This window comes from Aquipuribacter nitratireducens, assembly GCF_037860835.1.
Lineage (GTDB): Bacteria > Actinomycetota > Actinomycetes > Actinomycetales > JBBAYJ01 > Aquipuribacter > Aquipuribacter nitratireducens.
On the sequence record NZ_JBBEOG010000005.1, the window covers coordinates 63,143 to 77,723 of the forward strand.

The 14,581-nt window shown below is 67.4% G+C and carries 7 protein-coding genes, 1 tRNA gene and 1 pseudogene; 5 read left to right on the forward strand and 4 right to left on the reverse strand.

All coding sequences use genetic code 11. The features are described from left to right. Positions 1–11 precede the first annotated feature (11 nt). Positions 12–1,721 carry a ParB N-terminal domain-containing protein gene (locus WAB14_RS10975; protein WP_340269762.1) on the forward strand — a complete coding sequence of 570 codons (1,710 nt, stop codon included), beginning with the start codon at positions 12–14 and terminating at the stop codon, positions 1,719–1,721. A 7-nt stretch (positions 1,722–1,728) separates the two neighbouring features. After that, positions 1,729–2,676, forward strand: coding sequence for an HNH endonuclease (locus WAB14_RS10980; RefSeq protein ID WP_340269764.1), 948 nt, complete (start codon positions 1,729–1,731; stop codon positions 2,674–2,676). 51 nt (positions 2,677–2,727) lie between these two features. Here WAB14_RS10980 and WAB14_RS10985 read toward each other — a convergent pair. Both WAB14_RS10985 and WAB14_RS10990 read right to left on the reverse strand, forming a co-directional pair. Next, a pseudogene (locus tag WAB14_RS10985) lies at positions 2,728–4,049 on the reverse strand (ISL3 family transposase). A 331-nt stretch (positions 4,050–4,380) separates the two neighbouring features. Continuing rightward, a complete protein-coding gene (locus WAB14_RS10990) occupies positions 4,381–6,072 on the reverse strand; it encodes a reverse transcriptase domain-containing protein (RefSeq protein WP_340269766.1) in 1,692 nt (563 codons plus the stop codon). A gap of 755 nt (positions 6,073–6,827) precedes the next feature. On the opposite strand from WAB14_RS10990, the gene WAB14_RS10995 reads away from it, so the two are divergent. Further along, positions 6,828–6,907 (forward strand) — tRNA-OTHER (locus WAB14_RS10995). Positions 6,908–7,458: 551 nt separating this feature from the next. Continuing rightward, a complete protein-coding gene (locus tag WAB14_RS11000) occupies positions 7,459–8,214 on the forward strand; it encodes an alpha/beta hydrolase (RefSeq protein WP_340269767.1) in 756 nt (251 codons plus the stop codon). Positions 8,215–8,366: 152 nt separating this feature from the next. On the opposite strand, the gene WAB14_RS11005 is transcribed toward WAB14_RS11000, so the two are convergent. Then, positions 8,367–10,961 (reverse strand): outer membrane protein assembly factor BamB family protein, encoded by a 2,595-nt coding sequence (locus WAB14_RS11005; protein WP_340269769.1) that lies wholly within the window; start codon positions 10,959–10,961, stop codon positions 8,367–8,369. Between the two features lie 708 nt (positions 10,962–11,669). Here WAB14_RS11005 and WAB14_RS11010 point away from each other — a divergent pair. Continuing rightward, positions 11,670–13,487, forward strand: coding sequence for a TIM barrel protein (locus WAB14_RS11010; RefSeq protein WP_340269771.1), 1,818 nt, complete (start codon positions 11,670–11,672; stop codon positions 13,485–13,487). Between the two features lie 66 nt (positions 13,488–13,553). Here the strand turns inward: WAB14_RS11010 and WAB14_RS11015 are convergent, their stop codons facing one another. Then, the gene (locus WAB14_RS11015; RefSeq protein WP_340269773.1) at positions 13,554–14,492 is read right to left on the reverse strand and encodes a ThuA domain-containing protein; all 939 of its coding nucleotides are present in this window, start codon (positions 14,490–14,492) and stop codon (positions 13,554–13,556) included. Positions 14,493–14,581 lie beyond the last annotated feature (89 nt).

The following is a 14,581-nucleotide window of genomic DNA, read 5'->3' on the forward strand; positions in this document are numbered from 1 at the left end:
AAGGGTCTCCCGTGCTGAACGAGTATCGCTACCCGGCCTTCCTGCTAAAGCAGACCGACAGAAGCAAACCACTGGTGCTCTTCGCGGCACCCGCCGGCCACATCGACTCCTGGGCCGGTGTCCCGCAGCGGCGTCGGCTAGCTGGCGAGGAGACCGTGGGCTGGCAGCGCGAGGAGAACCAAGGCCGACTCAAGGAACTCACCGCGTTCTTCAGCGACGGCCGCAACGTTGTTCAGAACCCTCTCTTGTGCGCGCTACAGGACGCTGATTCTGTTCGTTTCGAACCCGGGGCGGAGGACTCGGCAATCGGTCACGTTGTAGTCGTTCCCCGTCCCTACGCCGACATGCCGCTGCTTGAGCTGCTGCGCGAGGTGCGTGAGCGACTGGCGACGCGCGTTGAGGGGCTGTCATCGGTCGAGCTGGATCCGCAGCGGCTGCGCGCCGCGATCGAGCGCGCCCGCGACACGCACGACCTCGACGTCGCCGACGACAGCCAGGGTCCAATAGAGCACGATGATGAGCCGGGCGTGGACGAGGACGTGGTCATGCAGGACGAGGACGTTGCCGAGGCGGCCTCCGCAGTCTTTGCCGAGGAGACACAAATTGTCGACTTCTACCAGGAGTTGCTCATCCGTATCGACATACTCGAGCGAATCGGCGAGCAGTCTCATCCCGACTCTCTATTGGGCTTCAGTCGTGACGCGATGCTGAGTTACCTGAAGCCGGTGGTGCTCGTGGACGGCCAACATCGCCTACGGGGCGCAGTGCTGGCAGCAGAAGCAAGCTTGGACTCTGAAGAGGGTCAGAGAGCGCAGATGGACGCCATCGACGCAGGTGAGGAGCCCGCAGCGGTCAAGAAGGCACTGCTCGACCAGTACGGCCGCAGCCTGCCAGTGTCCCTGCTAATGGACGACAGCCCGTCCGAGCACGTTTTCCAGTTCGTTGTCGTCAATCAGAAGGCAACGCCGATGGGACGCGCTCTGCTGGGCACCATCGTTTCGACGAGCTTATCTCGGGACGAACTTGAGCCGGTGGCGGAGCGCCTCAGGGACGCTGGTATCCCCCTGGATGACTCCCAGGCCGTCGCGTACATGACCCGGGCCCCGGAGAGTCCTTTCATGGGACTTGTTCAGACCGGAGTTAGCGGAGACGACAATCGCCACTTGCAGTGGACGGTGCTTAAGGGCTTGACCGCCATATTTCGCGAGTTGCGCGGGGGAAAGCTTTACGGGCAGAATAATGACTATGCAGCAATCTGGCGCGACAAGTACCTACCCAATTCGGCTCTCGTTGGCGAAGCCGAGGACGCCGAGCACGCCCTTCGCCTGTGGGCAGACGCGGATGGCCCCTGGCGCGCGATCTTCACGCGGTTCTATTCCTTGATTCGGGACTGCTTCGGCGACCCAGAAGACATGGAAGCGCACAACGCCTGGGGCAATACGGCATCAAACCTATACAACAAGATCAGCCTGACCATTCTCGCCGCGGACTACTTTCAGTTCCTCGTTGAAAGGCGCCTCACGCTCAACTCGGTCGAAGACGTCGACACAACTGTAGGCGATTGGCTCGAGGACACGAATCAGACTTACTTCAATCGCGACTGGAGGATGACCCTCAAGAAGGATCAGAAGGCCGTCAAGGAGCGTTGGGCCAAGGTTTGGTCCGAGTACCGAAAGAATCCAACCCGGCTCCCGCGGGTGGAGAACTACACCCCCCAGTGACTCAGTAGTGGATAATGCAGCCACCATCGCCGGGTGGGTCAATCATGCAGATCGCGCGCTTACGACCGCTTGGTCTCGTGACGCGCTCACTACCCTCGCGGCGCAGTTCGTGCCGGGCGATGCGCTCGGTTCGCTCGGATGGCTCTTGCGCGCGGACGCCGCCTCCACCTGGGCCCGCTGGTACGTGGAGGGCATGGCGGACATCGGTCGTTACGTCCGGGACCAGGAACTTGGGCTTGCTCATCTTTACGCAGACCTTCGTTCAACACTCCGGGCGGAGCACCCGCTCTTCCCAAGCGACGAGCTTGCCGAGCTGTCCAGAGTCGTCGCGTCGCTCGCCTGGAAGGAGGTGCTGCACCGCCGTCGCGGGCGCCGCCTGCGGCTCACGCCACGCGAGCGCGAGGAGATTTGGTTTCGAAGCGAGCCTGGCGCCCATTGCTATCTGTGCGGCTACAAGTTCCGTCCCGACGCGAAGGGTCGCTTTCTTCGAAGAGCAGATTCAAGGCATGCTGACCCGCCGATGCTGGTGGACTGCGTTCGACCACGTGGCCGTGTGGCCCGCGACCTCGACGCGGAAATTGATCATGTGCGCCCGGTGGCGGGAGGCGGCGACACCGAGCGCGACAATCTGCGCCTGGCTTGCGGTTGGTGCAACCGCGTCAAGTCTCGCTACATGGCGCTGTACGACGCCCCGGCGTGGAGCCCCACCACGTTCCTGCATCCCCGACTAGGGTTAATTTCGCTGCCACAGCCACTCTGGATCGTCCGCATCGTGGGGGTGCGCGGCCGATGCGAGGCGCCCTTAGGCTGCTCGGCGAAACTTGCGGACGCGGAGTTGTTTGTGGCCCCGCGCAGGCTAGAGGGAGCCCTTAACCCGACGAACGCGGCTGTGTACTGTTCCGAGCACGACCCTTGGGGGCATGTTCGTTTTGTCGGTCCGGGAATACTACCGTAGCCCCGATGGTCACACCCGTCCCATACATTGACGCCGCCGTAAAGGGGCTCTTCACGATTGAGGGTGTAGTCGCGATCGGAAGCCGCCGGCCTCCAGCAGGCTGCGGGCGATGTAGTGGGTGAGGTTGCGGAAGCCGAGTGCGCTGCCGCGGAGGTGCTCGAGCCTGCCGTTCACGGCTTCGGTCGGGCCGTTGCTCGTGCCGGGTCGGTCGAAGTAGGCGAGGACGTCGTCGGCCCGCTTCTTCAGCGTCCGCCCCAGCGTGCGCAGCTCGGTAAGCGCGGCCGGAACGCCCGCGCTGAGGCTGGTGATGAGGCTGCTCATCGCGGCCCGCCCGGCGGCCCGGTCGGGATGCCGGTAGGCGCCGATCACGCGCTGGTAGACACCCCAGGTGGCCTCGACCGCGACGTGGTCCTCAAACCCGAACAAGGCGGTGAGGCGCTGGTGCTGCCGTTCGGTGAGGAGGTCGGCGCCGGTGTGCAGGGTGCGACGGGCCCGGTAGAGCGGGTCGTCCTTGCGCCCGCGGTGCCCGTGCAGGTCCTGCTGGACCCGGCGCCGGCAGCGGTCGAGGGCGTCGCCGGCCAACCGCGCGACGTGGAAGGGGTCCATGACCGCCGTGGCGTCGGGCAGCTGCTCGGTGGTCGCGGTTTTGAAGCCGGTGAAGCCGTCCATCGCGACGACCTCCAAGCCGTCCCGCCAGGCCTTCGGGCGGCTCGCGAGCCACGTGGTGAACGCCTGCTTGGAGCGGCCCTCGACCATAGCCAGCAGGCGTGACGGGCCTGTCCGGTCCCGGACAGGCGTCAAGTCGATGACGACGGTCACGAACTTGTCGCCGCGGCGCGTGTGCCGCCAGACATGCTCATCGACCCCGATCACCTTCACTGCGTCGAAGCGGGCCGGGTCGTTCAGGAGGACCCGCTGGCCCTCGGTGAGGACGGCGCTGTTCGCGGTGGCCCAGGACACCGCGAGGGCCTCGGCGAGGCGGGCGACGGTCAGGTGCTGGCAGACCAGCCCGACCAGCGCCCACCGCAACGCGGTGCGGGTGAGCTTGGCCCGCGGTTCGGCGGCGCGGCTGGTGTCCTGGCGCCACACGTGCCGCAGCCGGTGCATCTGTAGCGGCGGATCGTGAGCAGCAGCGTTGTAGGCCGCCAGCCCAGCGGTTCGTGTGCCAGCCGTCGGGTCACCGTGTCCCGAGCACGTCCCTCGCAGCCGCAGCGCCGGCACCACCGGTTCGACTCGTCCGTGACGTCGTCGGCGACACGGCAGGCGAGCACCGCACGATCCGGTTCCAGCTTCTGCCCGACGACCACGAGGCCGAGCTCGTCGAGGCGGCAGAACGTCGTCAGGTCTGGGGTCGCGAAGGTAGCGTCGAGCACGTCGAGGTCTTCCGGGATGGCGGCGTAGGAACTTCCATCCTCGGGAGGCCTCGACCTCTACCCAGGCACCGACGCGCCCTCCTCTGCCCCCCAACTGCGTCGCTGGCTACACCCTCATCTGCGAAGAGCCCGTAAAGGCTAAAAATTAGGATGCGGATATTTCGGGCTCTTCGCCAGTACGGGCATGTCTTGCTTATGGTGGGTAAATGGCCGCGTTGAGTTGGTCGAAGTCAGAGGAGGCGAGCAGCGCCTCGCGCTTCGTCAAGCAGAGGCCATCAGGCGTTGAAGGTGTCGTCGCGTGTATAGGCCGGCTCGTCGGATCATTTCGACCTCACGGTTCGTCGAGCGGGGCGCTGCCCAAGGCGAGCATGGGACTTGGCGTTGCGGGGTATCCCGCGGGGTCGGCTTGGGCATCCAGGTAGAGCTCGGAGGCCATTGCCGGAGAGGCGGCGCCGAGAGCAATATCCCAGGACTGCTGGTCCAGTCGCCGTGACGCAGCCAGGGCGCGCGTCGCCCCGGCCCGAGACAGTGGACCGTCCGTTGGGTCGCGGGCGATCAGACGCAGCTCGGCCGCGAGGGCGTCGTCGACGAGTTGAGGCTCTGCCTCCGCTACCGCACACGCCCATGAGCGGACCCAGTCCGAAGCAACACCCGCCCTGAGCCAGTCAAGGACAGCGCTACGGGCCTCGTCCGGATGCCCACCCGCTATATTGCGCAGGTACGCGGAGGCCGCTGGAGCAATAGTCGGGTGCCATGTGAGGAGGTCAATCAATGTGCTGGAGCTGATCCACTTCTCCGCTCCGGCCAGGTAGAGGATTGACTCCTCCAGGTCCGTCTGACTGCGACGTTCGTCTTCGGGGTAGCGTCCGCGGCGGAGGCTGAGAACTTCTTGCTCAACGAACGTGGCGTAGGAGTCCACAAGGGTCGGGTTCAGCCGTTCACGCAGTCCATCAATTACCTCATCGAGGTTTAAGCTCCTGTGGTATAGAAGTTCCCACACGGTCTCGTCGTCTACACCAATCTCTCGGAGCCTTCCCTCGACCTCATCAGAATCTTCGGACGTCAGCAATCGTTCTTCGGTGATCGACCGTAGCCGGTCCTGCAGCGCTACAACCCGAGGGCTGACCGATGCCCCAACGTGTCGTTGATAGGTTTCCATTTTCAAGATGCGGGTCTTGGGTGCGCTTAGGCGAAGCCCGAGTGCGCGCAGCCTCGACTCGAGAGCCTCCAACTTTCGGCGCCCGTCTTGCAGGTCGTTTGCCTCGAAGACGTAGTCGTCCGCGTAGCGCAGGAAGCGTAGCCCATCAGCTTCCAGTTGCTGATCGACCGGGAGTAGATAGCAGGTAGCAAAGATCTCGCTAGCGGGTGGTCCTTGTGGCAAACCTAGAGGGCCGCTCATGACCGCGTCTAAGAATGCCTCAACTGCTTGGGTATATGTGCTCTTAGCGCGGAGTGCCGCCCCGAGCCCGACGCTCAGAAGATTATGGTCCACGCTCTCGTAGAAGCCCTCGATGTCCGTTTTCACGATGTACGGCGTTTCCCACGCGACAACGCCGCGGGAGAACACATCGTGCTGAATGGTTTCCCGACCGCGCGGCCAGACGACTGAGGCACTGACAACTCTCTCGAGTGGCTGGAGAACCATCTCCGCAAGGGCCTCCCACACGATCCGATCGAGGGGTGAGAGGAGCGCTGCTGGCCGGCTAGCGAAGCCGCTCTTCGGGACGCGGAAGAAGTCGGCTCGCTGCGGCTCGACAACACCTTCGTTTAGCCGCGAGACGACCTGAACCAATAGGCTATCGCGCAGCCTCTCAAGCGGGACCGCCACAGGGCGCGGCGGGAGCATGTCGCTCCGCGACAAGGCTGGAACGATGGCCGGCTCGACGGCTTCCGGATCGAGCGCTCGCGGAATCATCAACCTAGCAATGGCAGCCGGATCCCAGCGCAGGGATGCGTCACCGGCCTGGCCCGTGACCATGTCAAGGGCGAGCAAACAGTTACGCTCTATGAGCGTGTCGTGCATTTGGACATCGTTAACGGCGCGAGCGCGCTCGAGATGGACCTGCAGGTCCTCCTTCTTGAGGCCTAAACGTTGGAGACCCCTCAGGACCTGGCTCAGGCCAGCTTGGTTATCGTCGGCCAGTCGCTCATGCAGCAGCTGAAGGGCACGCGCGACCGGTGCTACTTCATCAACCATGTGATATCACCCAGTCGCCTCGAGTCTCTTCAAGCGCGTTCTGAAAGGCCCGGAGTGGCATCTGCCTGGCCGGCCCGAACACGCCGTGCGAATGACGAGTGAAGGTGAAGAGCAGGTTGTCTGGGATGCTGTCGAGAGGGAACGCCCACACGGGACGCTGACCCGTCCCGCCGAGGCTCGCCGGCCGCAGATGCGCGGGCATCTGACTGGGATCGTCGAAAGCGCTCATCCCTTCGGGCTTCTCTCTACCCCCGACAGTTCCGTCAGGGAGAGGGCGAACGTCGAGGCCGATCCGTACTCCCAGGTCCTCGGGACTACAGGCTGGCTGAGAAGGGTCGGAATCGTCCGCTGCCATGGCCCTGTGCGCTAAGGCCGCGCTCGCCGAGCTCACCATGGTCGTCCGACCATACGCGCCCATGCACCGGACGCGCCGCTCAAGACCCATTCTCACCGGGTGCGACGGCGGGGCCAGGCATGCGCGTCCGTGCCCGGCAGTCACCGGCTGACGGCGGTCGTCACCAGGTTGGCCGTGCCCGTCTAGTGCCCCCGGACCGCTGTGCGCCGACGAACCCGCAGGTCAAGGGTGGTACGGCAGACGCTTTTGAAAACCGTTGAACAGGTAACCATTCCTGTTTCGTGGGTTCGAATCCCACGCCCTCCGCTCATCTCGATCATGCCCGTGACCTGCGGGAACACGGTGACCAACGCTCGGCGGCAGACCGGAGGATCGGCTCAGTGTGCCGACGGTGCCACACACCGTCACCAACGCATCGAGTTCGCCGCCGACCAGGGCCTTTGTCCCGTGGTGCCGGCTTGTCGAGGGTGGCGACTCGGAGCTTGTGCCCCATGTGTGCCCCCGGATGTGCCTGAGGCGTGCCCGGGAAACTGCGTGCGCGTCGACATGAAACGGCGTCTTCGCCTTGACGCTTCGCGGCCCGGTGAGGTCGCTGACACCAGCGCGGCCGCGGGACGTGCTGCGACGACTGGGGTCCTCCAACGCTTCCGATGACCCATGCTGACCTCATGCTTGGTCGAGCGCCGGTCGCCTTCCACCCCGACCTACGCGCCGGGCGCTTCATCCCTCCGCTCTCCTTCGGCCCGCGCGTGGTGCGAATGCTGGGCAAGCTGGAGCCACGTCCGGGGCCAGCGGATCCGGCAGTGCGGGTCGAGCAGATGCAGCTGAGTGGTCCGGCGGGTGCGGACCCCGTACAGGTGCGCCTGATCCGGCCCACCCAGCCGGAGTCGACGCGCATGCCCCTCGTGCTGTGGGTGCACGGGGGCGGTCTGGTGAGCGGCAGCCCGGTCCAGGACGACCTGACCAGCCACACGTTCGCGCGTGAGCTGCACGCCACCGTGGCGGCCGTGCGGTACCGGCTGGCACCGGAGCACCCCGGCCCCGCCGCCGTCGAGGACGCCTACGCAGCCCTGCACGGACTCCACGAACGAGCCGACGAGCTGGGATTGGACACGACCCGGATCGCGGTGGCCGGAGCCAGTGCCGGGGGAGGGATCGCCGCCGCGCTGGCGCAGATGGCCCACGACCGCGGCGAGGTCCCGATCGCCTTCCAACTACTGGTCTACCCCATGCTCGACGACCGGACGGTGATCAGGCGCGACCACGACACCCGCGGGGTGCGGGTGTGGACGCCACGCAGCAACCGCTTCGGTTGGACGTCCTACCTCGGTGGCCCGCCGGGCGCCGACCACGTCCCCGACTACGTCGTACCCGCCCGGCGGGAGGACCTGACCGGCCTGCCGCCCGCGTGGATCGGCGTCGGTGACCTCGACCTGTTCCACGAGGAGGACCTCGCATACGCCGAACGGCTCCGGGCGGCCGGCGTGGCCTGCCAGGTCCACGTCGTTCCCGGCGCGTTCCACGGCTTCGACGCGCTGTTCCGCCGCAAGCCCGTCTCGCAGGCGTTCCTCGCCGCGCAGGTCGACGCGCTGCGGGAAGCGTTCACGGGCTGAGCCAAGGTGCACCCGCATCTGCGTCGCGTCACGACTCACGATGCCGGTCAGTCACACCGGCCGCGTCGGCGGTCATGGCAGTACGCCAGGCGCGACGAAGGGCCTGTCGGGCCGGCACCGGCCGACCCGACAGGCCCCTAGTCGTCGCCTGACTACTTGACGATCCTCACCTCCGTCGTGGAGGTCAGCTGACGCTGCTCACCGCCGTCGAGGACGGTCGCCACGACCGTCAGGGGCACGGCGCGGCCCTCCGGCACGTTGTTGTCGACGTCCGCCTTCTCGAACTGGGCGAAGATCTTGCCTCCGGCCACCCAGGACCGGGTTGCGGTGACCGGCGACTCGGACAGCGGGGTCCGGAGGACGACGTCACCGTCGACCTCGAGTCCGCGCGGCACGTCGAGCACCGCGGTGAAGCGGCCGTTCACCCCGGTGAAGAGCCCGTTGCCGGGACCGAGGTCCAGCGTGGACGGCCGGAAGGACAGGGCCCCCGGGACGTCCTCAGGCGTCAGGTACACCTCGATCTTGCCGGTCGGACGCGGGTCCGTGCAGTCGTTGAAGTAGTACTCGCCGGCCCTGTCGAAGGTGTGCTGGTAGGTCTCGCCGGGCTGCAGCCTGGCGTTGAACTCCCCCTCGAAGAACTGCGTCGCGCAGTGCTCCTTGAGGTTGGGGAAGTTGGGGAACGTCTCCGTGCCCGGGTTGCGGAAGGTCACCGTGGTCCCGACGGGGACGCGCAGGTGGGTCGGCGACATACCGGCTGTCGACGTGCTGTCTCGCTGCGCGGCGGTGTCAGCGGTGCGGTTCTGCCGCGCCAGGAGGACGGTGTTGTCCACCGTGGAGCCCTCCACGGCTGCTCCGGAGACCGGACGCCGGATCGTCAGGGGCGCGGTGTCCGGGGCCTCTTGGCTGCCCGACTCCGTCGTGTACTCGCCATTCAGCTTGAACGCCCACAGCGAGTCGCCACGAGTGACCGAGTTGCCGTACGGGTTGGTGTGCCCGGCAGCGAAGACGGCGACGTACTGCTCGCCGTCCACCATGTACGTGACGGGAGCACCGGCGATGCCCGATCCGGTCTGGAACGTCCACAGCTCCTTGCCGTCGACCGCGTCGAGGGCGTGGAAGGTGCCGTCGTTCTGCCCGACGAACAACAGGTCGCTCGCGGTGGTGAGCGGGGTCTGGCCGTGGGACATGTCCAGGCCCCAGTGGTTCGTCCACTTCACCTCGCCGGTGGAGGCGTCGTAGCCGAGGATCCCGCCGGTCTGGTACTGGCCCGTGGCCCGGTGGCCGTTCTGGCTGGCGCCGCGCCAGTGCGCGACCGGGTTCGTGCCGTAGGGGAAGTACACCATGTTGGTGCTGTGGCTGTACGAGTTGGCCGAGAAGTCACCACCGCCGTTCTGGCTGGTGGTGGACAGGATCGGCAGGTCCCAGTGCGGGTCGTACATGCAGCCCTGGCGGTGACCGGAACGCTGCGGGTCGCCGTCCGGGTAGGTGAGGAACGGCTCGTCGGCCTTGACGTAGCTGTCGGGGTTGAAGAGGAGCTTGCCGTCCTCGTCCGGCTGGTACCCGTTGTAGTTGGGGACCGCGCGCCACGGGTCACCCGGGACGTTGTCCGGGCTGAGCCGCTCCCATACGAGGCACTCGGGTAGCTGCCGCTGCACGGGGAAGGGCTCTGTCTCCGCGCTGTTCTGCCGGGAGTCGATGATCATCGGCTTCTGCACGTCAGGCAGGGCCGGACGTCCGTTCGTCCGGTCGAGCACGAACTGGTGGCCTGACTTGCTGCCGTAGAACACGACCTTGCGGGTGGCGCCGTCGATCTCCACGTCGGCGAGGGTCAGCGGGTGGACGTTGTCCATGTCCCAGACGTCGTGGGGGATGGACTGGTAGTGCCACTTGTAGTCGCCGGTCTTCATGTCCACCGCGACCATCGTGCTGGAGAACAGGTTGTCGCCAGGGCGCTGCGAGCCGTCCTGCGAGCTGTTGCAGCTGCGCGGGTTGCCGAAGGTCATGTAGTACATGCCGAGCTCGGGGTCGATCGCACCGTGCATCCACGGGGTCGCGCCGCCCGTCTGGCCGCAGTCGGTGCCGTTGGGGAGCACCGGCCCCCACGTCTCGGCCGGCTCGAACGTGTTCCCGTTGACGTCGGTGAAGACGGTCCCGCGTTCCGGTACCCCGTAGAAGGTCCAGACGATGCTGCCGTCACTGGCGTCCAGGGCCGACACCGAACCGCGGTCACCGTTGTTCGTGTGGATGTAGACAAGGCCGTCGTGGTACCTGGTCCCGGGAGCCGAGTCCCTGCCGAGCGCGTCGCCCTGGGGGCTCAGCGGAGAGGAGACCCAGACCTCCTCGCCGGTGTCCTTGTCGAGGGCGAAGATCTGGACGTCGTTGCCTGGAGGCGCGTTGGGGTCGGGGTTCTGGTCGTTGCCGGCACGGCCACCGGAAGCCATGGTGAAGACCATGCCTTCGCCGACGGACACACCGCGACGGAGGCGGCTGGGGTCGGTCGGCTGCCACTTCCACAGCGAGTCACCGGTCGCGCCGTCGACGGCGATCACGCCACCGCTCGGCGTGTCCATGTAGATGACGCCGTCGACGACGATGGGGTGCGTCTGGGAACCCACGTCGTTCGACGCGGGCGCTACGTCGGACACATGGGTACGCCAGGTCGGCGCGAGCTTCTTGAGGTTCTGCTTCGTGATCTGCGTCAGCCCGGAGTAGTTCTGGTTCCCCAGGTTGCCGCCGATCGTCGGCATGTCCGCGCCCGTCGGTTGCAAGCCCGTCACACTCGCCGAGTCGTCGGCACCCGAGCCTGGCACTCGCCGGTTGTCGTCGGCGACGGCAGGCACAGCCCCCGCCGCCAGCAGCGCAGCGAGCGTCAAGGGAAGGAGGGCAGACGACCGCAGGGTTCTTCTCGAGGTGGCGACCGACCCCCTCACCGCCTGTCGCCCCGTCCCTCGCAGCTGCGGTGGGCGTCGGGGCCCGGGCGGACCGGCAAGGCCGGCCCGCGAGTCGTGTCGACCAGGATGCGATTCACGGTGCTGTCTCCTTCCGACCCCGCGTCATCGCGGGATGCGGGTCGTTCGTTGCCGTGGCTGCGTCACGTCGGTATGACGCCGGCGGCGGTCTGTCGGAGGGCCGTCAACGACTCACGAGCCTCGTTCTGATCACGCCGGACGACCCGTCGACCTCGGGTGCAAGCCCCCCGGCCTACCGTCGTTCTCGTGAACTTGCGGACCACCTAGTGGACCTGTTAGACCGCTACATGAACCTTAGACGCTGAGGGGACTGTGCTTCAAGGAGAGGTGTCCGCTTATTGGGCACCGGTGGTGACGCAGGTGCCCGCAGCTCGTGAGCCGTACGGGCCGAGAAGGGCTCCACGCGACGACGACCGAGGGAACTCGTGCCAAGACGGGCACGGAGCCGTCTGCGAGGATCACAGGAGGCCGAGGAGGCGAGCAGGTGTGACGAGCAAGGGCGAGCTGGTGCGGTCGGTGGCGACCGCCTCGATGGGTGACGACCTGCCACGGCGACTGGAGGCCGCGGCTCGGGCGGGCTTCGCCGCCGTCGAGCTAAGAGAGCGCGACTTCATCTCCTGCTCACGAGGACCTGAGGCGCTCGCCCGGTACGCGCGGACGGTCGGCGTGGACATCGACGCCTACCAGCCCTTCGTGCTGCGGCCGGAGGAGGCGCCGGACACGCTACGCCGTCGGGCCACCGCGAAGCTCGACCTGACGGCCGCGCTCGGTGCCCGGTGCCTCGTGGTGCACGTGCCGTCGGCGGCGTCGGGATCGGCGGGTGGCGCCCTCGAGGACCTTGCAGGACTCGCCGCGCAGCGCGGCGTGCAGCTCGCGGTCCGGCCCCAGGACGGTCTGCGGGGGTGGGAGGAGCTCATCGCGCTGATGCGCCAGCTCGACGACCACGTGCGCCTCTGCCTGACGAGCGATGCGTGGCTGGCAGGTCTCATCGACCTCGACGCCTTCCCGACCGAGCTGGTCGGGGGAGTGCAGCTGTCCGGCATCCCGCTCTTCTCGCTGAACGCCGGTCCCGCGGCTCCCGCACCCGAGGCGGGGATCGTGCAGCTCGTCGCGTCGTTGGTGCACCGCGGGTACGTGGGTCCGCTCACGGTCGAGGCCGTGAACGACCTGGACGAGGGCCGCCACGCCGACCGCGGTGCAGCCGACGCCATGCGCCTGCTGCTCACGATCGAGGACCAGGCGCGCAAGCAGCTCACTGACGGCGCCGCGGGGGAGCCACGAGTCGCACGGTCGCTCTCCGAGGTCCCGGTCGCGCCCGAGCCGACCGGCTTCGCCTTCGTGGAGCTCGCGACGGACGAGGGCGGGTCGGGGCTGGCGGGCGCCGCCCTGCGCCAGCTCGGATTCGTCCCCGGCGGTCGTCACAGGACCAAGCCGGTCCAGCGGTGGACGCAAGGTGAGGCGTCGGTGCTCGTCACGACCGAGCGGGGTCGGTCCCCGCGCGGCTCGGTGGCGGTCGGGGCACTGGGCGTGGAGTCCCCTGACCCGGCGGGGGCGAGCCGCCGGGCGCGCCATCTGCGGGCGTACCCGCATCACCGCCAGCGTGCCGGTGACGAGGCCGACATACCGTTGTTCGCCTCGCCTGACGGCAGCAGCCTGCTCTTCTGCCGTCCCGCGGGCGAGGCGGGCTCGTGGGTGCACGACTTCACCGCCAACGTGCTGGAGGGGGCGATCCCGCCGGACACCGAGGGCCTGGGGGTCCTGGGTGTGGACCACGTGGCGCTCGTCGTGGACCGCGACCGCTTTGATGAGGCGGTGCTCTTCTACCGGAGCGTCGTGGGGCTGACGGCCGACGTCCTGGTCGAGCTGCCGTCTTCGAGCCGTGCCGCGCGGAGCCGTGCCCTGTGCACGGGTGACCGCTCTCTACGGCTCGTCCTCAACGCGCGCCGTACCGGGGCCGACGGGGACTCGCCCGCGCCGGAGCACGTCGCCTTCTCCTGTCGGGACGTGGTCGCGGCTGGGAAGGAGCTGCGGAGGCGGTCCGGCGGCTTCTTCCTGCGCGTGCCGGACAACTACTACGACGATCTCCTCGTACGCAGCTCGCTCGCACCGGATCGGGTCGAGGAGCTGCGGGACGCCGGAGTGCTCTTCGACGAGGACTCCACCGGGCAGTTCCTCCACCTCTTCACGCCGCTGGTCGGGGACCGCTTGTTCCTCGAGCTGGTGCAACGGCTCGACGGCTACGACGGGTACGGCGCGCCCAACACACCGATCCGGACTGCGGCGCATCGCGTCCGTGCGGGCTGACGCCGGCTGCGGACACGAGAAGGCCCCCGGCAGGCTCGCCGGGGGCCTTCTCCGTCCTGCGGGAGGTCAGGACTCGCAGAAGGGCGTGATGCCCATCGCGCTCTCCACGCCGGCGAGGACGTGCTCCTTGAAGAAGTCGCCGCCCTCGAACTCCGCGTCGGTGAAGTTGGCCGGGTCGTGGCCCAGCGTGGTGAGCCACGAGCGCCCGCCGTCGTAGTAGTGGCACCAGCTGACGGGGTGTGCCTCACCCAGTGCCGCGTGACCGGGATGGCCGGTGGCACGGTTGGTGACACTGGTCTCCTCGTCCACCTCGAGCAGGACGTTCACGTAGCTCGGGTACGGCACGAGGTTGTACCACTCGTCACGGTATTGCCACTCCTCCGGCAGGAACTCCGTGGACACGTCCGCCCCGTTGACGGTCTCGATCGTCCCGTCACGGTGAGGACCGTGGTCGTAGAAGTTGGCGCCGCCGAGCAGACCCTCGTACCAGGGATAGCTGTACTCGGCGCCGAAGGCGTTGTGGATGCCGACGAAGCCGCCACCGCGTCGGATGAACTGCTTGAGCGTGGTCTGCGCGGTGTCGTCCATGGTGTCGCGGTTGGAGCTGAGGAAGATCACCGCCTGGTAGTTGTTGAGGCTGAACCGGCTGAGGTCCTCCGTGTAGTCCGCCTGGATGCCCCGCTCCGCGAGCCAGTCCACCATCGCCCGCTGGGCGACGTTGTTGGCGGCGAGCGGCGGGTTGAGCCCCGGGCCGAGGGCCGTGCCGAGGTGGGCGTGGCGAGGGCCGGCGGTCCGGCTCCAGATGAGCACCCGCTTCGTCTTGCCCTCGGCCCAGCCCTGACCCCAGTCGTTGTAGCAGACCGGGTCGGTGCCGCGGCAGACGCCGTAGTCGCTGATCTCGTCGGTGTAGATGCGCTCCGCGGTGGCGGGCTGGCCGCCGAGGCCCTTGCCGTTGCCTCCCGGGTTGCCGTTGCCGTTGCCGGCGCCTGCCCCAGGGTTTCCCATCACCAGGCCGGCGCCTAGCGCGGCCGCGGCGACGAAGCCGAGTCCGGAACGTAGTAGGGATCTCACGTGATCTCCTTCGATCGGTCGTG